General features: G+C 54.1%; 22 protein-coding genes and 1 riboswitch. Of the genes, 8 read left to right on the top strand and 14 right to left on the bottom strand.

The genetic code is table 11. From position 1 onward, the window contains the following. Nucleotides 1-99 precede the first annotated feature (99 nt). From ACWWFX_RS11735 to moaA, 9 genes are all read right to left on the bottom strand, one after another. Nucleotides 100-816: a Bax inhibitor 1 family protein gene (locus tag ACWWFX_RS11735; protein ID WP_473223864.1), complete on the bottom strand. Its 717-nt coding sequence runs from the start codon at nt 814-816 to the stop codon at nt 100-102. Nucleotides 817-854: 38 nt separating this feature from the next. Then, nucleotides 855-1,262, bottom strand: coding sequence for a hypothetical protein (locus ACWWFX_RS11730; protein ID WP_473223854.1), 408 nt, complete (start codon nt 1,260-1,262; stop codon nt 855-857). Then, nucleotides 1,222-1,653 carry a hypothetical protein gene (locus ACWWFX_RS11725; protein ID WP_473223853.1) on the bottom strand — a complete coding sequence of 144 codons (432 nt, stop codon included), beginning with the start codon at nt 1,651-1,653 and terminating at the stop codon, nt 1,222-1,224. The genes ACWWFX_RS11730 and ACWWFX_RS11725 overlap by 41 nt, the downstream gene beginning before the upstream one ends. Before the next feature lie 138 nt (nt 1,654-1,791). Further along, nucleotides 1,792-2,496 carry a Bax inhibitor-1/YccA family protein gene (locus ACWWFX_RS11720; protein WP_108473825.1) on the bottom strand — a complete coding sequence of 235 codons (705 nt, stop codon included), beginning with the start codon at nt 2,494-2,496 and terminating at the stop codon, nt 1,792-1,794. 244 nt (nt 2,497-2,740) lie between these two features. Next, on the bottom strand, nt 2,741-3,202 hold the full coding sequence (moaE, locus tag ACWWFX_RS11715) for a molybdopterin synthase catalytic subunit MoaE (RefSeq protein ID WP_473223863.1): 462 nt from the start codon (nt 3,200-3,202) through the stop codon (nt 2,741-2,743). Between the two features lie 2 nt (nt 3,203-3,204). Then, nucleotides 3,205-3,450, bottom strand: coding sequence for a molybdopterin synthase sulfur carrier subunit (gene moaD, locus ACWWFX_RS11710; RefSeq protein ID WP_473223852.1), 246 nt, complete (start codon nt 3,448-3,450; stop codon nt 3,205-3,207). Then, the gene (moaC, locus tag ACWWFX_RS11705; RefSeq protein ID WP_015965255.1) at nt 3,443-3,928 is read right to left on the bottom strand and encodes a cyclic pyranopterin monophosphate synthase MoaC; all 486 of its coding nucleotides are present in this window, start codon (nt 3,926-3,928) and stop codon (nt 3,443-3,445) included. Before moaC ends, moaD begins: the two co-directional genes overlap by 8 nt. Nucleotides 3,929-3,931: 3 nt before the next feature. Further along, nucleotides 3,932-4,444: a molybdenum cofactor biosynthesis protein B gene (gene moaB / locus ACWWFX_RS11700; protein ID WP_015965256.1), complete on the bottom strand. Its 513-nt coding sequence runs from the start codon at nt 4,442-4,444 to the stop codon at nt 3,932-3,934. Nucleotides 4,445-4,465: 21 nt separating this feature from the next. Then, nucleotides 4,466-5,455 (bottom strand): GTP 3',8-cyclase MoaA, encoded by a 990-nt coding sequence (moaA, locus tag ACWWFX_RS11695; RefSeq protein WP_149464476.1) that lies wholly within the window; start codon nt 5,453-5,455, stop codon nt 4,466-4,468. Next, a riboswitch (molybdenum cofactor riboswitch) is annotated at nt 5,443-5,590 on the bottom strand. (Overlaps the previous gene by 13 nt.) A gap of 224 nt (nt 5,591-5,814) precedes the next feature. On the opposite strand from moaA, the gene yvcK reads away from it, so the two are divergent. The 4 genes from yvcK (at nt 5,815) to pmrB (ending at nt 10,256) form a co-directional block, all read left to right on the top strand. Further along, nucleotides 5,815-6,723 carry a uridine diphosphate-N-acetylglucosamine-binding protein YvcK gene (yvcK, locus tag ACWWFX_RS11690; RefSeq protein WP_276218265.1) on the top strand — a complete coding sequence of 303 codons (909 nt, stop codon included), beginning with the start codon at nt 5,815-5,817 and terminating at the stop codon, nt 6,721-6,723. A 76-nt stretch (nt 6,724-6,799) separates the two neighbouring features. After that, on the top strand, nt 6,800-8,434 hold the full coding sequence (gene eptA / locus ACWWFX_RS11685) for a phosphoethanolamine transferase EptA (RefSeq protein ID WP_473223851.1): 1,635 nt from the start codon (nt 6,800-6,802) through the stop codon (nt 8,432-8,434). Nucleotides 8,435-8,438: 4 nt separating this feature from the next. After that, nucleotides 8,439-9,110 (top strand): two-component system response regulator PmrA, encoded by a 672-nt coding sequence (gene pmrA, locus ACWWFX_RS11680; RefSeq protein WP_231828095.1) that lies wholly within the window; start codon nt 8,439-8,441, stop codon nt 9,108-9,110. 3 nt (nt 9,111-9,113) lie between these two features. Continuing rightward, nucleotides 9,114-10,256, top strand: a complete 1,143-nt coding sequence (pmrB, locus tag ACWWFX_RS11675) for a two-component system sensor histidine kinase PmrB (protein ID WP_276218270.1) — start codon at nt 9,114-9,116, stop codon at nt 10,254-10,256. 137 nt (nt 10,257-10,393) lie between these two features. On the opposite strand, the gene uvrB is transcribed toward pmrB, so the two are convergent. Further along, nucleotides 10,394-12,415 (bottom strand): excinuclease ABC subunit UvrB, encoded by a 2,022-nt coding sequence (gene uvrB, locus ACWWFX_RS11670; RefSeq protein ID WP_473223850.1) that lies wholly within the window; start codon nt 12,413-12,415, stop codon nt 10,394-10,396. Nucleotides 12,416-13,164: 749 nt separating this feature from the next. Between uvrB and ACWWFX_RS11665 the strand changes: the two genes are divergently transcribed. Continuing rightward, on the top strand, nt 13,165-13,887 hold the full coding sequence (locus tag ACWWFX_RS11665) for an ABC transporter ATP-binding protein (protein ID WP_276218275.1): 723 nt from the start codon (nt 13,165-13,167) through the stop codon (nt 13,885-13,887). Here ACWWFX_RS11665 and bioD read toward each other — a convergent pair. The 4 genes from bioD to bioB are packed head-to-tail and all read right to left on the bottom strand — an operon-like array spanning nt 13,853 to nt 17,477. Next, nucleotides 13,853-14,551: a dethiobiotin synthase gene (gene bioD / locus ACWWFX_RS11660; protein WP_473223849.1), complete on the bottom strand. Its 699-nt coding sequence runs from the start codon at nt 14,549-14,551 to the stop codon at nt 13,853-13,855. The two genes, ACWWFX_RS11665 and bioD, sit on opposite strands and share 35 nt — an antisense overlap. Then, the gene (bioC, locus tag ACWWFX_RS11655; protein WP_276218279.1) at nt 14,544-15,299 is read right to left on the bottom strand and encodes a malonyl-ACP O-methyltransferase BioC; all 756 of its coding nucleotides are present in this window, start codon (nt 15,297-15,299) and stop codon (nt 14,544-14,546) included. The genes bioD and bioC overlap by 8 nt, the downstream gene beginning before the upstream one ends. After that, nucleotides 15,283-16,440, bottom strand: a complete 1,158-nt coding sequence (gene bioF / locus ACWWFX_RS11650; RefSeq protein ID WP_473223848.1) for an 8-amino-7-oxononanoate synthase — start codon at nt 16,438-16,440, stop codon at nt 15,283-15,285. The genes bioC and bioF overlap by 17 nt, the downstream gene beginning before the upstream one ends. Continuing rightward, nucleotides 16,437-17,477, bottom strand: a complete 1,041-nt coding sequence (gene bioB, locus ACWWFX_RS11645) for a biotin synthase BioB (protein WP_276218283.1) — start codon at nt 17,475-17,477, stop codon at nt 16,437-16,439. Before bioB ends, bioF begins: the two co-directional genes overlap by 4 nt. Nucleotides 17,478-17,561: 84 nt before the next feature. On the opposite strand from bioB, the gene bioA reads away from it, so the two are divergent. The 3 genes from bioA to ACWWFX_RS11630 all read left to right on the top strand — a co-directional run bounded on the left by bioA (nt 17,562) and on the right by ACWWFX_RS11630 (nt 20,847). After that, nucleotides 17,562-18,851 (top strand): adenosylmethionine--8-amino-7-oxononanoate transaminase, encoded by a 1,290-nt coding sequence (gene bioA / locus ACWWFX_RS11640; protein ID WP_473223847.1) that lies wholly within the window; start codon nt 17,562-17,564, stop codon nt 18,849-18,851. A gap of 69 nt (nt 18,852-18,920) precedes the next feature. Continuing rightward, nucleotides 18,921-19,397 carry a kinase inhibitor gene (locus tag ACWWFX_RS11635; RefSeq protein WP_473223846.1) on the top strand — a complete coding sequence of 159 codons (477 nt, stop codon included), beginning with the start codon at nt 18,921-18,923 and terminating at the stop codon, nt 19,395-19,397. Nucleotides 19,398-19,563: 166 nt separating this feature from the next. Further along, nucleotides 19,564-20,847 (top strand): putative acyl-CoA thioester hydrolase, encoded by a 1,284-nt coding sequence (locus tag ACWWFX_RS11630; protein WP_276218289.1) that lies wholly within the window; start codon nt 19,564-19,566, stop codon nt 20,845-20,847. Nucleotides 20,848-20,935: the final 88 nt, after the last annotated feature.

Here is a 20,935-nt window from a genome sequence, read left to right as displayed (position 1 = left end):
CTGGTCTGACGGCGCTTACTGCTGAATTCACTGTCGGCGAAGGTAAGTTGATGACTCATGATGAACCCTGTTCCATGGCTCCAGATGACAAACATGATCTCATATCAGGGACTTGTTCGCACCTTCCCTAATCAACGCCTCAAGCAAGATAATCACAACCTGGCAGAAAAGGCTCAGCACACTTAAATACGTGATGACACTTCCCAACACCATACAGCGAGGCATTGTAGAAAATTCGCCCGCGAACAAATTACGCGAAAGTCCACTTAACGCATCGAGTTTATAACTCACCGCCATGGGCCAGACCAGCACGGCCAGAAAACTCATGATCCATACAGATAAATAGCTGTCCAGCACACTGTTGATCACGACTGCGATAAACAGCCCACTGACCGCCATCAGTAATATCAGCCATCGGGAATCCGGATTCCATCCCAAAAGCAGGCCCAGGAATGCGTTAATCGTAAACATGGCGCCGACAATACCAAATACGGTGGTTATCGACTGAAAAGAAAAGAACATCGATAGCGCAGTGCCTACCAAAATAATCAACGCCAGGCCAATCGTACTTGCAAGAAATGTACTGAATTTATCCTTTTTTAAATCTAGCCAGACGGAAATCAGAACGATAAGTACAAGATTGAACATAAACATCCCTGGCCGACTGTCAAGATTCGACACACCTGAGATAATCGCCAGCCATGCGACAGCAGGCGTCCCCCCCATCATAACCGCAGTCAAAAACCAGATGCGAATCATCATACTTGATGGCGCAGCGCAAACCTGATTAAGTCGTATGGAAGAGAAAGTATTCAACCCAATTCTCCATGAAGATGATTTTCTTGTGAACGTAATCAGCGACAAAAGTGGCGATAGCGCGTTTGGCGGGCGTTATTTTTCAGTACAAAACTGTAATCATCCATTTCTGGGATCTCCCATTCATTCAACATTTCATTGTTTTCAACCTGGTTGGCAATCCGCAGCCGATAACAGGGTATGTCAAAGAACATATGCCAGCGCCCTTTGTAGATTTCGAGATAAACATCTGCTCGTCCAAATTCAACATGTGAGTCCGCGTGTTGATTGTCGTAATAAATGCTCACTGCATATTCACCAAACCACTGAAACCACGTCCGCTGAATAAGTTTAGTGTGCGCAAATATTCCAAAGCAGACGATCAACACACAGAGGAAAAAGATAAGCATCTGAACAGGTAACCCTTTACTTGCTCGGCTGTTCTTTCCAGTAATGCCAGATAACATGGCTCTCTCCCTGCCCAATTTTCATATCGCCATTCTCAGTGCAGGCCAGGTGCCCCCACAACCTACGCGCGGTTGCGCGATCGGGTGCTGTCGCCAGAACTGGCGTGTCGTCAGGGCGATATCTGCCCATTAATACTTTGGCATACAACACTCTTCCCATGATCTCGACCTGCCCCGAGGATGAATCTCGCAGAAAAAGATAAAAGCCGTAATGAGGAAAATCATATTGTTGGCCAATTTTTGACGGCGGCTTTTTACACCATTTAACTGCGAGCAATTCTTTGGCTATCTCTATATTTGAATATTCACCAGCTATAAATATGCATGTATATATCACTGTAAAAAATACAAATAAATTAGCTAATAAGCACAGACATCCCTTTTTTTTCATTATTTCATCTATGACATATCACAAAATAGCAGTTTGCATAGATACAAATAACCATGTTTCGTCAATCGTGCGTTTTATCAGTGAACAGAATCCGAAAAAAATCCCGGAACCAGTCCGGGATTTTTGAATGATTAGCCATTAACGGCGGTTGCCGAATATCCGCAGCAGCATCAGGAACAGGTTGATGAAGTCGAGATACAGCGTTAACGCGCCGAGGATGGCGGTTTTACGCAGACTTGAAGTATCACGCACATCAATTTGTTCGCCGATATTTTTCAACTTCTGCGTGTCATACGCAGTCAGGCCGACGAACACCACCACACCGATATAGGTCACCGCCCACATCAGTGCGGTGCTTTTGAGCCAGAAGTTAACCAGTGATGCCAGAATGATACCGATCAGCGCCATAAACAGCATATTTCCCAAGCCGCTGAGGTCGCGTTTGGTGGTGTAGCCGTACAGGCTCATGATGCCGAACATCCCGCCGCTCACCACAAAGGTACTGGCGATGGAGGAGTAGGTATAAACGATAAAAATACTGGAAAGCGTTAACCCGGTGAGCGCCGAATAGAGCATAAATAGCGTGGTGGCGACACCTGCGCTCAGGCGTTGCACCATGCCTGAAAGCACGAAGACCAGCGCCAGTTGCGCAATAATCAGGCCGAAGAAAGTGATTTTGCTGGAGAAGACAAACATCATCACCGCAGGGGTATTCGCCGCATACCATGCGATAAACGCCGTCAGCAGCAATCCGCAGGTCATCCAGCCATACACTTGCGCCATATACGTTTGCAGCCCGGAACGGGACTGTACGATTGAATCAGAACGAGGGAATCGGTCCATGAGAAGCTCCTGATGATATAAGGAATACCTCAAGGATATCGCAAATGTTGCGGGTGTGCATCGACGGAGAGTAAACGTATGTGTTATGTCATCCAGCATTGTGCGGGTGAAACCGCCGGGTGGCGGCTACGCCTTACCCGGCCTACGAGTCTGGTGTCGTAGGCCTGATAAGTGCAGCGCCATCAGGCATTATGCAGACGGAACCATCGAATTTGGTGTCGTAGGCCTGATAAGCGCAGCGCCATCAGGCGCTATGCCAGCGCCCTGCCGCTTGCTTATCGCTGTCGCGGGCTTCCACCCAACGGTCGCCTTGCGGTGTGGCTTCTCGTTTCCAGAACGGCGCACGTGTTTTCAGGTAGTCCATGATGAACTCGGTGGCTTCAAAACCGCTGCTGCGGTGCGCGCTGGTAACGCCGACGAAAACAATTTCGTCGCCCGGCCAGAGTTCGCCGATGCGGTGAATGACCGTGACGCGACCCAGCGGCCAGCGGCCGCGCGCTTCTTCAACGATCTCCGCCAGCGCTTTTTCGGTCATGCCCGGGTAATGCTCCAGGGTCAGCGCTTTTACGCTATCGCCAAGGTTGTGGTTCCGCACCTTGCCGGTAAACGTCACCACCGCGCCATCTTCATCACGTTCGGCAAGCCAGACATATTCGTCGCCCACGTTAAACATTTCGTGGCCGACGCGAATACGCGTTTCGCTCATCATCAACCCCCTGTTACCGGCGGAAAAAATGCCACTTCATCGCCATCAGCAACGGGCGTATCAAAACTGACCAGCGTCTGGTTGACCGCCGCCAGCAGTTTGCCCTCTTCCAGCGCCAGTGCCCAGCGGCCCTCCTGTGACGCAAGATGCTGACGAATAGCGTCTACCGTGGCGAACTCCGCCGGAAGCTGCAACGCGTCCGTGCCGACCAGTTCGCGCACCTGCGCAAAAAACAGAACCTTAATCATCGCTATCCACCCTGAAATCGCCCGATTTGCCGCCGCTTTTCGCCAGCAGGCGCACCGGGCCAATGACCATATCTTTTTGCACCGCTTTACACATATCGTAAATCGTCAGCGCAGCCACCGACGCCGCCGTTAACGCTTCCATCTCCACGCCGGTTTTCCCGGTCAGACGACACAGCGTTTCAATACGCACGCGGTTATGCTCAGGCTCGGCCTGAAGATTCACTTCCACTTTGCTGAGCATCAGCGGATGACAGAGCGGGATCAGGTCCCAGGTGCGCTTGGCGGCCTGAATCCCTGCGATACGGGCGGTGGCAAACACGTCGCCTTTGTGATGGCTACCGTCGATAATCATCGATAACGTTTCCGGCAGCATGGTGACGAACGCTTCCGCGCGGGCTTCGCGCACGGTTTCAGCCTTGGCGGACACATCCACCATATGGGCTTCGCCCGCCGCATTGATATGGGTCAGTTGCGACATCGTTTATTTCTTCAGATGAGGGTAGAAGTTACAAGGACGGGTGCGGGAATCGAGCTGAGCCGCAATAATATTTTCCCACGCGGTACGACACGCTTTGGTCGAGCCCGGCATGGCGAAAATCAGTGTCCGGTTAGCCATCCCGGCAATGGCGCGGGATTGCAGCGTGGCGGTGCCAATCTCTTCAAAAGAGAGCATGCGGAACACTTCGCCGAAACCTTCGATTTCACGATCGAACAGCGGAAGCAGCGCTTCCGGCGCCTGGTCGCCATCGGTCAGGCCGGTGCCGCCGGTGATTAACACCACCTGCACGTCATCGCGCGCGATCCACTCGGAGACCTTTGCGCGAATGGCGTAGCGATTCTCTTTCACAATCGCTTTATCGACAACCGTGTGGCCCGCCTCCTGCGCGGAATCACGCAGATAATGGCCGGAGGTATCATCCTCTTCGCCGCGACGGCTGGAAATAGTAAGAATAGCGATACGGGTTGGGAAAAATTCAGTGCTCGCCTGACTCATTTAACACTCCTTGAAAACGAATTATCCACCAATCCAGGACAGGTTCTGGGTTATCCCGGTGTTGCCCTGGTGCAGGAAGTGGGTCTGCTTCTTATGGGTTAACGCTTCTGCGATGCGTGCTTCGAGTTCCTGCTGCTGGGCATCTGCCGCTAACAGGTCGCGAAGGTCTACACCGCCGTCGCCGAAAAGGCATAAATGCAGTTTTCCCACGGAAGAGACGCGCAGACGGTTACAGGTGGCGCAAAAATCTTTTTCATACGGCATGATTAAGCCGATTTCCCCTTCGTAATCGGGGTGACAAAAGACCTGCGCCGGGCCGTCGCTGCGCTGTCGGATCTGATGTATCCAGCCGCGTTTGAGCAGTTGGTCGCGCAGCACCATCCCGGAGATATGGTGTTTGCGGAACAAATCGCTGCCGTCGCCGGTTTCCATCAGTTCGATAAATCGGAGTTGAATGCGGCGCGGTTTGATCCACGCCAGAAAGGTGTCGAGCTGGTGATGGTTTACATCGCGCATCAGCACGGTGTTGACCTTCACCTTTTCAAAGCCCGCGCTGAAGGCGGCGTCGATGCCGTCCATCACCTGGCGGAATTTGTCCTGACCGGTAATCGCATGAAACTGACGCGCATCGAGGCTATCGACGCTGACGTTCAGCGCCGTAAGGCCCGCTTCCCGCCAGGCGGCAACATCACGCGCCATGCGGTAACCGTTGGTGGTCACGGCAATCTGTTTGATGGCCGCGTTTTCTCTTACTGCTGCGATGATGTCAACAAAGTCGCGACGCAAGCTCGGCTCGCCGCCGGTGAGACGCACTTTTTCCGTACCCAGTGCGGAAAAGGCGCGGGTAACCCGCCGCACTTCATCCAGCGACAAAAAACCATTGTTGGTGACTTCGCCCGGCTTGTAGCCGTTGGGCAGACAGTAGGTACAACGGAAGTTGCATACATCGGTTATCGACAAACGCAGATAATAGAATCTGCGCGCGAACGCATCAGTCAGTTGTGAAGCCATAGACACCTTTCCAAATACGGGAGGCGAGGTCATTTCTTCCTTCGCCCTGGTGATGTTCTGTAAAGCCTGGAGCATCACGGCCAAAACGCCTTATCTTTCGACTTAGGCACAGAGGCTAGAGTGTTTTTCAGCCATGTTGCTGAAAGGGATATGCCGATAGTAGCGCGAGATGGACGACTTCGCCATTTTCGCTTTCGCTATATAAAATGATATATAGCGACCTGATCGTGCACTTTCCCTACAGAATACGCATAAATCACGCTTTTGCATTGATATACGTCATTTTGCCTGGGGTGCGGCATCGTCTTTTGGGAGTAGTTACGCTAATGTAAGCAGATGTACCAACATAAGGAAGTTGTATGCGCAATCGCACTCTGGCCGATCTCGATCGCGTCGTCGCCCTTGGGGGTGGACATGGATTGGGGCGAGTGATGTCCTCACTCTCCTCCCTCGGCTCTCGTTTAACCGGTATCGTCACCACCACTGATAACGGTGGCTCGACCGGTCGCATTCGCCGCTCTGAAGGCGGCATCGCCTGGGGCGACATGCGGAACTGCATTAACCAGTTGATCACCGAACCCAGCGTAGCATCTGCCATGTTTGAGTACCGTTTTGGCGGCAATGGCGAACTTTCTGGTCATAACCTCGGAAATCTGATGTTAAAGGCGCTGGACCACCTGAGTGTGCGGCCTTTAGAGGCGATCAATTTAATAAGAAATCTACTGAAAGTAGAGGCATCACTTATTCCAATGTCTGAACAACCAGTCGATTTAATGGCTATCGACCAGGAAGGCCATGAAGTCTATGGGGAAGTGAATATTGATCAACTGCCGTTGCCGCCGCAGGAGCTGATGCTTTCGCCTTCAGTTAGTGCGACGCGTGAAGCGGTGCAGGCGATTGGCGAAGCGGATCTCATCCTGATTGGCCCCGGCAGTTTTTATACCAGCCTGCTGCCCGCATTATTGTTGAGCGATGTGGCTCAGGCGCTGCGTCGTACGCCTGCGCCAATGGTCTATATCGGTAACTTAGGCCGTGAGCTCAGTCCGGCGGCAGCCAGCCTTACGCTTGCGAAAAAACTCGACATTCTGGAACATTACGTCGGGAAACCGGTGATTGATGCGGTGGTGGTTGGGCCGAAAGTCGATACCACTGATATTGGCGATCGTGTCGTCATTCAGGAGCCGCTGGAAGCCAGCGATATTCGCTATCGCCACGATCGCCAGCTATTGCGCGACGCGCTGGAAAAAGCCATTCAGGCATTAGGTTAGCTTTCCTTAAAATCTTAAGGTTGTCTTAAAAATTCCCCGGCAACATAGCGAACATCATTTATCCCGGAAGATCGCTATGTTGCGCTATTTACGCTATCGCCCCACCGTTAGCCGTTTAACTTATATTCTGCTTTTTGCGCTCTATATTGCGCTGGCGCTGAATGTTGCTTTTTATCGCCAGGCCTGGACCCTTTTACCCGTAAATACCGTCCATAACACGCTGGTCTTCTTCACGATGCCGCTGGTCGCCTTTTCGGTGATGGTGATTTGCCTTGCGCTGGCCTCCTTCCTGCGACTGGAAAAAGTGCTGACGACGCTGTTTATTTTACTCAGCGCATCGGCGCAATATTTCATTATGACCTTCGGCGTGATTATCGACCGGTCAATGATTACCAATATTCTCGATACCACTCCGGCGGAAAGTTATGCCCTGATGTCGGGCAAGATGATTCTTACACTGCTTTTTACCGCAGCGCTTTTCGTCGCCCTTGCGTGGTGGATAAAAATAAAACCGGCAACACGGAAATGGCGTGAGGTCGGGTTGCGAGCCGCTTCGGTGCTGGCTTCTGTTTTACTTATTGTGATTGTCGCGGCCTTCTTCTATAAAGATTACGCCTCACTGTTCCGCAACAATAAAGAGCTGGTGAAGTCATTAAATCCTTCCAACAGCATCACCGCAATCAACTCCTGGTACGCCCATAATAAAATGGATAACCTACCGCTGGTGCGCATTGGCGAAGATGCAAAACAGAAAGAAGCGATGAAAAACGGGCCGCGTAAGAACCTGACCATTCTTATTGTCGGCGAAACATCGCGCGGTGAAGATTTCTCGCTCGGGGGTTATTCGCGCGAAACCAACCCACGGCTTGCGCAGGACAACGTGGTTTATTTCCCGAAAACGACCTCTTGCGGTACCGCCACTGCCGTTTCAGTTCCCTGCATGTTTTCCAATATGCCGCGCGCCCATTATGACGAGCAACTGGCACATCATGAGGAAGGCCTGCTGGATATCGTGCAGCGCGCAGGCATTCAGGTACAGTGGAATGAGAATGACGGTGGATGCAAAGGCGCATGCGACCGTGTACCGCATCAGAACATGAACGTGCTGAACCTGCCAGGCCAGTGTATTGACGGCGAATGTTATGATGAAGTGCTATTTCACGACCTGGACAACTATATTGATAAATTAAACGGCGATGGGCTGATTGTGTTACACACCATTGGCAGCCATGGCCCAACCTATTACAACCGTTATCCAAAGGAATTTCGTAAATTCACGCCAACCTGCGACACCAACGAAATTCAGTCCTGCTCTCAGGAGCAACTGGTAAACACGTACGATAATACCGTGCTTTACGTTGATTATATCGTCGATAAAGCGATTAAATTACTGCAATCCAAACAGGATAAGTTCACCACCAGCCTGGTTTATCTCTCAGACCACGGTGAATCACTGGGTGAAAACGGCATTTACCTGCACGGGCTGCCCTATTCCATTGCGCCGGATACCCAAAAACATGTCCCGATGCTGCTGTGGCTGTCCGACGATTATCAGAAACGTTATGGTGTGAATTACGACTGTCTGATAAAAGAATCGACACAAAATGAATATTCTCAGGATAATCTCTTCTCTACGATGTTGGGTATACTGGGCGTAGAGACCACTGAATATCGCGCGACTGATGACATACTCAAGACGTGCAGAGGATAATGAAATGAAAATTTTAGTCGTGGAAGATGACGCGCTGTTATTACAGGGCTTAATTCTGGCGATGCAAAGTGAAGGTTACGCCTGCGATGGCGTAACCACCGCGCGTCAGGCTGAGCTTAGCCTGCAATCCGGGCTCTATAGTTTGATCGTGCTGGATTTAGGCCTGCCAGACGAAGATGGATTGCATTTTCTCTCACGTATTCGTCAGGAAAAATGCAGCCTTCCGGTGTTGATTCTGACTGCCCGAGACACCCTGGACGATCGTATCAGCGGCCTGGACACCGGTGCGGATGATTACCTGGTTAAACCGTTTGCCCTGGAAGAGCTCAACGCCCGTATCCGTGCGCTGTTGCGTCGTCATTATAATCAGGGCGAAAACGAAATCACGGTGGCGAACTTACGTCTTAACACAACGCGTCGTCAGGTCTGGCTGGATGAACAACCGCTGGAACTGACGCCAAAAGAGTTTGCCCTGCTCTCGCGTCTGATGCAGAAAGCCGGGAGCCCGGTACATCGCGAAATTCTCTACAACGATATTTACAACTGGGACAACGAGCCGTCGACCAATACGCTGGAAGTGCATATTCACAACCTGCGCGATAAAGTGGGTAAATCACGTATTCGCACAGTCAGAGGCTTTGGCTACCAGCTGGAGAACAGCGAGGTGACAGATTAACTTATGCCTCTTTCCGCAATCCGAAAATGGCCGATGCGCCACCAGCTTTTACTGACCGTCGGTATCATTCTGGTGGTTTTTCAGGTTATCAGCGTTTTCTGGCTCTGGCATGAAAGCAAGGAGCAGATAGACCTCGAGGTTGCCAGCATCCTGAAGGGCCACAACAACGCCAAACATATTCAGCACGAGGTTCGTGAAGCGGTTGCCAGCTTGCTGGTGCCAAGCCTGGTGATTATCGGCCTGGCACTGTTTGTGTGTATGAAAGCGGTAAAACGCATCACCCGCCCGCTGTCTGACCTGCAAAAAGAGCTCGATGCGCGTACACCGGATAACCTGCAACCTATCCATCTGGAAAGAACCGTTCTGGAAGTGGATGCCGTGACATCGGCCATCAACCAACTGGTGGCGCGTTTGACGCAAACACTCGATCGCGAACGATTATTCACCGCCGATGTGGCCCACGAACTCCGCACCCCGCTGGCGGGTTTACGCTTACATCTGGAACTCATTGAAAAAGCACATGCCATTAACGTTGGACCGCTGATTCAGCGTCTGGATCAAATGACTAACAGCGTAGCCCAGCTACTGCAACTCGCGCGTGTGGGCCAGTCATTTTCTGCCGGTAGCTACCAGCGCGTTGAATTAATGGCGGATGTCATTTTGCCGCTGAAGGATGAACTGGAATCGATGCTGAAAGGGCGCGAACAAACGCTGGTGATAAGCGAAAACGTCCACGATATCGCGGTTGCCGGCGATGCCACGTTGATAAAGGTGATGGTGCGTAACCTGGTCGAAAACGCGTACCGTTACAGCCCAACCCATTCATCCATTACGCTTTCGGCTGCCGCATCTCCCACACCGATGTTGATTGTCGAGGATGAAGGTCCTGGCATCGATGAATCTAAAGTGGGCGAACTGAGCCAGGCATTTGTACGAATGGACAGCCGCTATGGCGGAATTGGGCTGGGGTTAAGTATTGTCACGCGAATTGCACAGCTGCACGAAGCGGCGTTTTATTTGCAAAATCGGGAAGAGAGAAGCGGCACGCGGGCATGGATTGCATTCACGCCCGCGAACCTGAAACCGAAGTTAGAAAGTCAAAATCCAGTGGCAGAGAAAACCGACGACAATCAGGCCGGAAAATAACAGAGTCAGAGATTGCTGAACATTTAGATTAGACATGGAACTATCCTCTTGTTGATGAGGAAATTATCCATGTTGGATATTAAGCGAACATTAAGGCTGGCATTTACTCGTGTGATGCCAGCCTCAATTTTTTGCGGTTATGACGCCGCGATAAACAATTCACGTAGTTGATGAAGTTTATCGCGGATCTCGGCGGCTTCTTCAAACTCCAGATTCTGCGCATGCTGCAACATTTGCGCCTCCAGCGACTGAATTTGCTGCTGCAATGCTTTCGGCGTCAGTACCTGATCCGCTTCCACAATTTGCGCGCTGCCACGAGACTTACCGCGACCTTTGCCTTTCGTTTTCGCAAGCCCCTCACCCAGCGCCAGAATATCGACCACTTTCTTGTTCAGACCCTGCGGAACAATGCCGTGCTCTTCGTTGTAGCGCTGCTGCTTCTCGCGACGACGTTCGGTTTCACCAATAGCCTTCGCCATTGATGGCGTGATTTTATCGCCGTACAGAATCGCCTTACCGTTGATGTTACGCGCAGCACGACCGATGGTCTGGATAAGCGAACGCTCGGAACGCAGAAAGCCCTCTTTATCGGCATCCAGAATCGCAACCAACGACACTTCTGGCATATCGAGACCTTCTCGCAGCAGGTTGATGCCCACCAGCACATCGAACTCGCCAAGACGCAGATCGCGGATAATTTCCATGCGTTCGACAGTATCGATGTCCGAGTGCAGGTAGCGCACCCGCTCACCGTGCTCTTCAAGATACTCGGTGAGATCTTCCGCCATCCGCTTGGTCAACGTCGTGACCAGCACTCGCTCGTTAATGGCGGAGCGCAGGCGAATTTCTGACAGCAGATCATCGACCTGGGTCGCGACCGGACGCACTTCAATGACCGGATCAAGCAGACCAGTAGGACGCACCACCTGATCGATAACTTCGTCGCCGGATTTCTCAAGCTCGTAGTTACCCGGCGTCGCAGACACATAAATCGTTTGCGGCGCGAGGGCTTCAAATTCTTCAAACTTTAGCGGGCGGTTATCAAGGGCCGACGGCAGACGGAAACCGTACTCCACCAGCGTCTCTTTACGCGCCCGGTCGCCGCGATACATGCCGCCAATTTGCGGGATGGTCACGTGGGATTCATCGATGACCAGCAGGCCGTCCGCCGGAAGGTAGTCAAACAACGTCGGCGGCGGCTCGCCCGGCCCACGCCCAGAGAGGTAGCGCGAGTAGTTTTCAATGCCCGAGCAGTAGCCCAGTTCATTCATCATTTCGAGGTCAAACTGCGTGCGCTGACTTAACCGCTGCTCTTCGAGCAGTTTGTTGTTTTCCAGAAGCACTTTACGACGCTCAACCAGTTCGTCTTTGATCTCTTCCATTGCCTGCACGATGCGTTCACGCGGGGTGACGTAGTGCGTTTTTGGATAGACCGTAAAGCGCTGAATAGTGGCCTCAACGTGGCCCGTCAGCGGGTCAAACAGGGACAAGCGCTCGACTTCTTCATCAAACAGCTCAACGCGCAGCGCAATGTCTTCTGATTCCGCCGGGAAGATGTCGATGACTTCGCCACGTACACGGAAGGTACCGCGCTGGAATGCCTGATCGTTGCGCGCGTATTGCAGCTCGGCCAGACGGCGCAGAATGGCGCGCTGGTCGATAATCATGCCGACCGTCAGATGCAGCATCATTTTGAGGTAGAGATCTGGGTCGCCCAACCCGTAAATTGCCGACACGGAAGCCACCACGATGACATCGCGACGCTCAAGCAAGGCTTTGGTCGCCGACAAACGCATCTGTTCAATGTGTTCGTTTACCGAGGCATCTTTCTCGATAAAGGTATCTGAACTGGGAACGTATGCTTCCGGCTGATAGTAATCGTAGTAGGAGACGAAAAACTCAACGGCGTTTTCGGGGAAAAACTCTTTCATCTCACCATAAAGCTGCGCCGCCAGCGTTTTGTTTGGCGCAAGCACCATCGTCGGGCGCTGGAGATCGGCAATGACGTTGGCCACGGTGAAGGTTTTCCCCGAGCCGGTTACCCCCAATAGCGTTTGATGCGCGAGACCATCTTCCAGCCCTTCTTTCAGGCGCGCGATGGCATCAGGCTGGTCGCCAGAGGGTTGAAAGGCCGAATGTAATTTGAACGGTTTACTCATGAACAAAGCTACCTGGTGGCGGGTTGATCGGGCAGGTGATTAATTCTACTCCCCAGCGCTAAATTTGCCAACAAAAAACACTGGATATAAAAACAGTAGCGCATTATGGTATTACTGTTACGCCGTCCTGAATCCATGCGTAGCGACTGAAATTTGCGCTCTGGCAGGATAAAAAAACGCCCTGAGGAGGTTATCCCCAGAACTTTTTCTGTTTTAACATTTGTCAATATGTGTCATTAAACTTTTATGTCAGTGAGTCGCGCGCCAACCTCTGCCATTGCTTTTATTCATCTTACTGATAATAAAAGAAAAGATTGAAAAGCCGCGTTTCGCATCAATTTACTGGCAAGCCGCGTATTCTCTCGCCTTCCGCAGGTTTTCTAACTCTAATACACAAGGTTATCCACAGGAATAGTGGATAAGTGTCTGGAGCCCCTATCCCCTGTCACTCGGGCGTTTTCGCCGATCGACCCAAAAGCGGCGGGTAAAAATTTTTTATCGTTAATTTTTGATTTTTATCAGCGAAAATCATCATGTGGTTTCTGCGTGACAGCCCTCACATTTTCGTATAAATTTCGCTCAATACTCGCAGTTTTTTGCGCCAGTGCTGTGCATCACGCTCTCTCCGATTCATCCCTATTTCTTAAGTTAATTCTTAAAAATCAGCCGTTATGCTGAGGAAAACCCGTTCTGGCAAGAGAATTGCAATCTTCTTTCGTGACCCTGTCCTTTGGCTTGAGGAGAACACGATGTTGAGTTTGCATGCAGTCAATCATTTCTACGGAAACCAGCACACGCTCTGGAACATCGACCTCGAACTGGCTTCCGGCGAATGCACCTGTTTAATCGGCCTTCCAGGTACGGGGAAGACCACGCTGGTGAACTGTATTACCGGCCATCAACCCATTGAAAGCGGCAGCATGATTTGGCAACAAACCGGTTCGCCCCCCTGCGATTTAATGCCCCTTTCACCCGTGCGGCGCACCACGCTTGGGATCGGTTATGTCCCTCAGGATAAACGTATTTTTTCGCAGCTTAGCGTGGAAGAGAATTTGCTGATTGCCCTCAAGGCGGCGGGTGAAAGCAGCGGAACGGTGAGTCCGGAAATTTACGCGCTCTTCCCCTCTCTGTATGCTGTCAGACAACTTAAGGGCTCCGCACTCACGGAGGACGACCGTTATCAACTGGCTGTAGCCTGTGCAATGGTCACGCGGCCACAGCTGCTGATTCTGGATGAGCCAACACGCGGCGTGGGCCACGCATTTATCCATCGGCTGGGGGATTTGCTCCTGCGCCTGAATCGGGAGATTGGCTTGACGATATTGCTGGCGGAACAGCAGTTACCGTTTATTCAGCGCGTGGCGGACCGTTTCTGCCTGTTGCATCGCGGCAGAAACGTGGCCCAGGGCGGTGTGGCGCAGTTGGATGAACAGATGATTAAAGCGTGGATGACGCCTGAGTCAGGGCTGTGAGGTCAAGATACTGTCCAAGGTCGTGCTCTACCAGCGTCGCGCCCAGCCAGGGAATTTCGCCCAACATCGGCGCATCAATCATCCGTTGCAGCGTCGCCAGATAGGGCTGGTGACGCTTCCCTGGCTGCTCAACATCGTTGGCTATCCAGCCCGCCAGATGCAGGCCCGCCTGCTTAACGGCCTGCACGGTCAGGAGTGCATGGTTGATGCAGCCCAGTTTCATTCCGACCACCAGAATCACCGGCAACTGCTCGCGTTGCACCCAATCCGCGAACGTCAGATGGGGCGACAGCGGCGTATACCAACCACCCGCCCCTTCCACTAACACCCAATCCGCCTGCGCTTCCAGCGTGCGAAGACCCGCCGACATCACATCAGCCTCAATCGGGCGCTGTTCCACCTCGCTGATAATGTGTGGCGACGTGGGCTCAGCAAAGGTGTACGGGTTCACCCGCTCGTACGCCAGCGGCAGCACGCTATTGCGCTGCAATGCCAGCGCATCACTGTTGCGCAGCCCATCAGGCGTTTCGTCACTGCCAGAGGCGACGGGTTTGTAGCCTGCTGTCTGGTATCCGAGTGCCCGAGCGGCCTGTAGCAGCGCCGTGCTGGCCACCGTTTTCCCCACTTCCGTGTCGGTGCCGGTAACAAAATAACGTTCAATCACGAGTAATGACTCCAGAAAAAAGATGGTAGGTCAGCGGGCATTGCCCCTGAATTTTTGGCCATGCCAGTTGCAACTGCTGTAGTTTGCTGCGGGTTAACGGCTCGCGCGCCCGACCTTCATGCAGATGCGTCGCGCCGATCCCCTTCAGAGAGCGCATCGCGCTCAGGGCATCGGGAAACAGCAGAGTCATCGAGCGTGCGCTACTGTGCTGGGGCCAGCTCGCCTGCGCCTGTCGTAGCGTCTCTTCCGGCAGAAAACGGTTCGCATGGGGATGCGCATCCACGGCCTGCCAGGCCTGATTCAGCTCGGGTAACGATCCGGCGGTCAGCGTGGTGAAGGCCAGCACGCCACCGGGGCGCAACTGGCGATACAGCTCGGCCAGCGCAATGCGGATATCGCTGCACCACTGCACAGCAAGATTGCTCCACACCAGGTCAAACCCGGCATCAGGCAAGGGAATGGCTTCGATATCCGCCAGCAAGTAGTGCTGTGCCGCCTGCTGCTGGCGCGCCTGCGCAAGCATATCAGCGGAGAGATCCAGCGCGGTCACTTCGCTCCCCCGCTCACGCCAGTAGCGGCTATAGCTACCGGGGCCGCAGCCTGCGTCCAGCACACGGGCAAACGCCCGCACCGGGAGTTGTTCGAGCAGATGCGCCGCGCTCTGGCGCTGAAGTTCGTTAAACTGGTGATAATGCGCTGCCGCCCGGCCAAAGGCCGCCGCCACCGCCTGTTTATTCACGGACGCCATGCAGCACCTCCAGCAGAGTGTCGATATCTTCACGCGTATGCGCCGCCGTCAGCGTTAAGCGCAAACGCGCGGTTCCGGCGGGTACCGTAGGTGGGCGGATTGCCGTCACCCAACAGCCTTTTTCACGCAGCGTTTGCGCCAGGGACAACGTGCGCGCATTCTCCCCGACAATCAGCGGCTGAATGGCGCTCTCCGATGGCGTGAGTTGATAGTCCAGCCCCTGCGCGCCCGCGCGAAAGCGGGCGATATGCTGCGCCAGGACTTCCCGCCGCTCATCGCCCTCGCCGCTGCGAATCACCTCAAGAGATGCCCGCAGCGCCACAGCCTGCGCCGGGGGCATCGAGGTGCTGTAAATCAGATGACGGGCAAACTGCAGCAGATAATCGGCCAGCGAGTCGCTACACAGCACCGCCGCACCGCTCAGGCCGAAGGCTTTACCAAAAGTCACCACCAGCAACTCAGGACGCACGCCCTGTTGCCAACAACTTCCCCGCCCCTGCTCGCCCTTCACGCCGATACCGTGCGCGTCATCCACCATCAACCACGCGCCTGCTTGCGTTGTCACCTCTGCGACGTTTGCCAACGGCGCACTATCGCCGTCCATGCTGAAAACACCCTCGGTGACAACCAGCTGTTGCCCTTCAATAGGGCTGCTCAGCAACCGCGTCAGATGCTGGCTGTCGTTGTGCTGAAAACGGCGCAACGCCGCCGGGCTTAACGTGGCGGCTTCCAGCAGCGAGGCATGGCTTAAACGATCGGCGACGATCCTGTCTTTATCACTCATCAGCGCGGCGATCACCGCCTGATTCGCGGCGAAACCAGAGATAAACAGCAGCGCGCGCGGGTAGCCCAACCACTGGGCCAGTTCTGCTTCCAGCTCGCGATGGGCGTGACTGAACCCGGTGACGTGGCCCGAGCCGCCGCTGCCTGTACCGTACTGTTCCGCGCCCTGTTGCCAGGCGCGGATCACCTTAGGATGCTGGCTCATCCCCAGATAGTCGTTACTGGAAAAATTGCGATAGCGCTGACCTTCACACTCCAGCCAGCGCCCGGCGCCCTGAGCCAGCGGCACACGACGACGAAAAGCATCTGCCTCACGCCGTTGTGCTAAAGCGCTATCGATGCGTTGCTGCCAGCTCATACCGCCGCCGCGTTGTAATACGTTTCGGTATCCGGGGTCATCAGCGCCTGCTCCAGACGCTGCTGTTGTTCGTTATCGCCCGCAGTAACGGTGGTTTGTTCCGGGTTCAGGCCCAGCTTGCGGAACAGTTGCAGATCTTTATCTTCTTCCGGGTTCGGCGTCGTCAGCAGTTTGCAGCCGTAGAAAATCGAGTTGGCCCCGGCCATAAAGCACATCGCCTGAGTTTGTTCGTTCATCTGCTCGCGACCGGCGGACAGTCGCACGTGCGAGGTCGGCATCATGATGCGCGCCACGGCGATAGTGCGAATGAAATCAAAGGCATCAACGTCATCGTTGTCCGCCAGCGGCGTGCCCTTCACCTTCACCAGCATGTTGATGGGTACACTTTCCGGCGGCGTCGGCAGGTTCGCCAGTTGCAGCAGCAGCCCCGCGCGATCGGTGACCGTTTCGCCAAGGCCAACAATCCCGCCGGAACAGACTTTGATGCCGGCATCACGCACTTTATCCAGCGTATCGAGGCGTTCCTGATAGCTGCGGGTGGTGATGATATTGCCGTAGAATTCTGGCGAGGTGTCCAGGTTATGGTTGTAGTAATCGAGCCCCGCCGAAGCCAGGCGCTGCGCCTGCGTGTCGGACAAGGTACCGAGCGTCATACAGGCCTCCAGACCCATCTCCTTCACGCCCTGCACCATTTGTTCAAGGTAAGGCATATCGCGCTCGTGCGGGTTTTTCCACGCCGCGCCCATGCAGAAACGGGTAGAACCGGCAAGCTTCGCCTTGCGGGCAGAATCCAGCACCTGCTCCACTTCCATCAGGCGCTCGCTCTCCAGCCCGGTTTTATAACGCGAGCTTTGCGGGCAATATTTGCAATCTTCCGGGCATGCGCCGGTTTTAATCGACAACAGGGTGCTGACCTGCACCTGGCGTGGGTCAAAATGCTGACGATGGATCTGCTGCGCTTCAAATAGCAAATCAAGCAATGGTTTTTCAAAAAGTTCGGTGACTTGCGACATTGTCCAGCGTAAAGGGTTAGCCATTGGCTTCTCCGGGGGTTTTGTTAATTTTCGGATCGGTTTATACTCGTAAACCTAAAACTTTTCAAAATGGTTTACAAGTCGATTATGACAACGGACGATCTCGCCTTCGATCAACAGCATATCTGGCACCCCTACACTTCCATGAGCGCCCCGCTTCCCGTGTATCCGGTGGTTTCCGCGCACGGCTGCGAGCTACAGCTGGCGAGCGGCGAACAGCTGGTGGACGGCATGTCGTCGTGGTGGGCCGCCATCCACGGCTACAATCACCCGCGTCTGAATGCGGCGATGAAAGCGCAGATTGACCAGATGTCGCACGTGATGTTCGGCGGCATTACGCATCCCAGCGCAGTGGCGCTATGCCGCAAGCTGGTGGCGATGACCCCAGAATCACTGGAATGCGTTTTCCTCGCCGACTCCGGGTCCGTCGCGGTGGAAGTGGCGATGAAAATGGCATTGCAGTACTGGCAGGCTAAAGGCGAGCCGCGCCAGCGTTTCCTGACCTTCCGCAACGGTTATCATGGCGATACCTTTGGCGCGATGTCGGTCTGCGACCCGGACAACTCCATGCACAGCCTGTGGAAAGGCTACCTGCCGGAAAACCTGTTCGCGCCAGCACCAACCAGTCGCTTCGACGGGGAATGGGATGAACGTGACATGGTGGCATTTGCCCGCCTGATGGCCGCACATCGTCACGAAATTGCGGCGGTGATCCTCGAACCCATAGTTCAGGGCGCGGGCGGGATGCGCATGTATCATCCTGAGTGGCTGAAACGCATTCGTAAGATGTGCGACCGGGAAGGCATTCTGCTGATTGCCGATGAAATCGCCACCGGGTTTGGCCGCACCGGCAAACTGTTTGCCTGCGAACATGCGGATATCACGCCTGATATTCTCTGCCTTGGGAAAGCGATCACTGGCGGCACCATGACCCTTTCCGCCGCGCTCACCACCCGGCTGGTGGCAGAAACCATCAGCAACGGTGAAGCGGGCTGCTTTATGCATGGACCAACCTTTATGGGTAATCCGCTGGCCTGCGCGGTGGCGACGGAGAGCCTGGCGATTCTGGAGAGTGGCGAATGGCAGCAGCAGGTCGCCGCTATTGAAGAACAGCTCTGTCGTGAACTTGCCCCGGCAAAAGCCATGGCACAGGTGGCGGATGTTCGCGTGCTGGGAGCGATTGGCGTGGTAGAAACTCGCAAGCCGGTGAACATGGCGGCGCTGCAACGCTTCTTCGTCGAACAAGGCGTGTGGATCCGCCCGTTTGGCAAGCTCATCTACCTGATGCCGCCGTATCTCATTTCCCCGGAACAGCTCAGCCGCCTGACGCGCGCAGTCTGTGCAGCGCTTGAAACGGACACATTTTTTATCGATTAATGCACGGTAAGGTTGCCTCTTGCCCGCTATACTGCTTATTAATCAGTAAATTAAAGGGTGGAGGCAACGATGATTTTGGTCAGTCATGATCTGCGTGATGGTGAAAAACTGCCACAGCGTCAGGTGTTTAATGGCATGGGCTATGAGGGTGACAATCTCTCTCCGCATCTGGCGTGGGATGAGGTTCCGCCGGGTACCAAAAGCTTTGTGGTGACCTGTTTCGACCCGGACGCGCCAACCGGTTCCGGCTGGTGGCACTGGGTGGTGGCGAATCTGCCTGCCGATACGCGCGTGCTGCCGCAGGGCGTGGGTTCCGGCATTGCCGCCCTGCCGGAGGGTGCCGTTCAGACCCGCACCGACTTCGGCAAAGCGGGCTACGGCGGTGCTGCGCCGCCGAAAGGGGAAACGCACCGCTATATCTTTACCGTCCACGCGCTGGATGTGGAACGCATCGACGTTGACGAAGACGCCAGCGGCGCGATGGTTGGCTTTAACGTCCATTTCCATACGCTCGGCAGCGCGTCAATTACGGCCCTGTTCAGCTAATCGATTTGCCGGAATGTATCCCTGCATTCCGGCCCTAATCCTTTCTAAAAAACCTTTTACATCAGTCACTGCGCTTTTTTATGCAGCACATCTTCCCGTTTCGCTCAACTTAGTATAAAAAGGCTGGTTTAAATGGAACCCTTTTACTTAACTAGCCTGGAGCAACATGAACACTTTATCGGTTTCCCGTCTGGCGCTGGCATTGGCTTTCGGCGTGACACTGACTGCTTGCAGCTCAACCCCTGCGGATCAACGCCCGTCTGAACAGGCCGCACCGGGGACGTCATCCCGTCCGGTTTTATCCGCAGATGAAGCGCAAAACTTCGTTGCCGCGCGTTACTTCACTGCCCTCGATCCTAATGGCGCGACCTGGTCGCCGTCTTCGATTAGCACCCCGGCACAACCTGATTTCGTGGTTGGCGCAGCGGGCCAGCAGGGCGTAACGCACACCTCCATCCAGGCCGCCGTCGATGCCGCCATTGCGCGTCACAGCAGCAAGCGTCAGTACATTGCGATTCTGCCGGGCGAGTATCAGGGCACCGTCTATGTTCCTGCGGCACCGGGCAGCGTAACGCTGTACGGTACGGGCGAAAAACCGCTCGACGTTAAAATTGGCCTGGCGATCGACTCTGAAATGGCCCCTGCCGCCTGGCGTCATCTGGTCAACCCGGCCGGAAAATATATGCCGGGCAAACCGTCCTGGTATATGTATGACAACTGCCAGAGCAAACGCAGCGCAACCATTGGCGTGATGTGTTCAGCGGTCTTCTGGTCACAGAACAACGGCCTGCAACTGCAGAACCTGACCATTGAAAACAACCTCGGTGACAGCGTCGATGCCGGTACGCATCAGGCAGTCGCTCTGCGCACCGATGGCGATCAGGTACAAATCAACAAGGTGAACATTCTGGGTCGCCAGAACACCTTCTTTGTGACCAACAGCAGCGTCAACAACCGCCTGCAAAACGATCGTCAGACGCGCACGCTGGTGAGCAACAGCTACCTCGAAGGGGATGTGGACATCGTTTCTGGTCGTGGCGCAGTGGTGTTTGATAACACCGACTTCCGCGTGGTGAACTCTCGTACTCAGCAGGAAGGCTACGTCTTCGCACCGGCAACCCAGGCAAACATCTACTACGGTTTCCTGGCTATCAATAGCCGCTTTACCGCTTCCGGCGATAACGTTGCACAGTTGGGCCGCTCTCTGGACGTCGATGGCAACACCAACGGCCAGGTCGTTATTCGCGACAGCGTGATCAACGAAGGCTTCAACATGGCAAAACCGTGGGCCGATGCGGCAATCTCTAAACGTCCATTCGCAGGTAACACTGGTGCGAAAGACGATAAAGGGAATGTGCAGCGTGACCTGAACGACCGTAACTTCAACCGCATGTGGGAATACAACAACCGCGGCGTGGGAAGTACTGTCCTGGCAGAGCCGAAGCAGTAAGCGTTACGGTTAGCAAAATTGCCTGATGCGCTACGCTTATCAGGCCTACAACGAAAAAACCTCGCCGCGGCGAGGTTTTTTGTTTTCA

Source organism: Pseudocitrobacter sp. 2023LY-00077, from assembly GCF_055796175.1.
The sequence above is the reverse complement of the archived record's forward strand: the minus strand, read 5'-3'. Positions and strand labels throughout refer to the sequence as shown.

What these genes read in the sequence shown, in the direction of transcription:
- eptA (WP_473223851.1), top strand. Translation starts at nt 6,800, where the DNA reads ATGTTGCGCTATTTACGCTATCGCCCCACCGTTAGCCGTTTAACTTAT.
- yvcK (WP_276218265.1), top strand. Translation starts at nt 5,815, where the DNA reads ATGCGCAATCGCACTCTGGCCGATCTCGATCGCGTCGTCGCCCTTGGG.
- ACWWFX_RS11725 (WP_473223853.1), bottom strand. Translation starts at nt 1,653, where the DNA reads ATGAAAAAAAAGGGATGTCTGTGCTTATTAGCTAATTTATTTGTATTT.
- bioB (WP_276218283.1), bottom strand. Translation starts at nt 17,477, where the DNA reads ATGGCTAACCCTTTACGCTGGACAATGTCGCAAGTCACCGAACTTTTT.
- bioA (WP_473223847.1), top strand. Translation starts at nt 17,562, where the DNA reads ATGACAACGGACGATCTCGCCTTCGATCAACAGCATATCTGGCACCCC.
- pmrB (WP_276218270.1), top strand. Translation starts at nt 9,114, where the DNA reads ATGCCTCTTTCCGCAATCCGAAAATGGCCGATGCGCCACCAGCTTTTA.
- bioC (WP_276218279.1), bottom strand. Translation starts at nt 15,299, where the DNA reads ATGGCGTCCGTGAATAAACAGGCGGTGGCGGCGGCCTTTGGCCGGGCG.
- moaB (WP_015965256.1), bottom strand. Translation starts at nt 4,444, where the DNA reads ATGAGTCAGGCGAGCACTGAATTTTTCCCAACCCGTATCGCTATTCTT.
- ACWWFX_RS11720 (WP_108473825.1), bottom strand. Translation starts at nt 2,496, where the DNA reads ATGGACCGATTCCCTCGTTCTGATTCAATCGTACAGTCCCGTTCCGGG.
- ACWWFX_RS11730 (WP_473223854.1), bottom strand. Translation starts at nt 1,262, where the DNA reads ATGTTATCTGGCATTACTGGAAAGAACAGCCGAGCAAGTAAAGGGTTA.
- moaA (WP_149464476.1), bottom strand. Translation starts at nt 5,455, where the DNA reads ATGGCTTCACAACTGACTGATGCGTTCGCGCGCAGATTCTATTATCTG.
- moaC (WP_015965255.1), bottom strand. Translation starts at nt 3,928, where the DNA reads ATGTCGCAACTGACCCATATCAATGCGGCGGGCGAAGCCCATATGGTG.
- ACWWFX_RS11630 (WP_276218289.1), top strand. Translation starts at nt 19,564, where the DNA reads ATGAACACTTTATCGGTTTCCCGTCTGGCGCTGGCATTGGCTTTCGGC.
- bioF (WP_473223848.1), bottom strand. Translation starts at nt 16,440, where the DNA reads ATGAGCTGGCAGCAACGCATCGATAGCGCTTTAGCACAACGGCGTGAG.
- uvrB (WP_473223850.1), bottom strand. Translation starts at nt 12,415, where the DNA reads ATGAGTAAACCGTTCAAATTACATTCGGCCTTTCAACCCTCTGGCGAC.
- ACWWFX_RS11635 (WP_473223846.1), top strand. Translation starts at nt 18,921, where the DNA reads ATGATTTTGGTCAGTCATGATCTGCGTGATGGTGAAAAACTGCCACAG.
- ACWWFX_RS11665 (WP_276218275.1), top strand. Translation starts at nt 13,165, where the DNA reads ATGTTGAGTTTGCATGCAGTCAATCATTTCTACGGAAACCAGCACACG.
- moaE (WP_473223863.1), bottom strand. Translation starts at nt 3,202, where the DNA reads ATGAGCGAAACGCGTATTCGCGTCGGCCACGAAATGTTTAACGTGGGC.
- pmrA (WP_231828095.1), top strand. Translation starts at nt 8,439, where the DNA reads ATGAAAATTTTAGTCGTGGAAGATGACGCGCTGTTATTACAGGGCTTA.
- moaD (WP_473223852.1), bottom strand. Translation starts at nt 3,450, where the DNA reads ATGATTAAGGTTCTGTTTTTTGCGCAGGTGCGCGAACTGGTCGGCACG.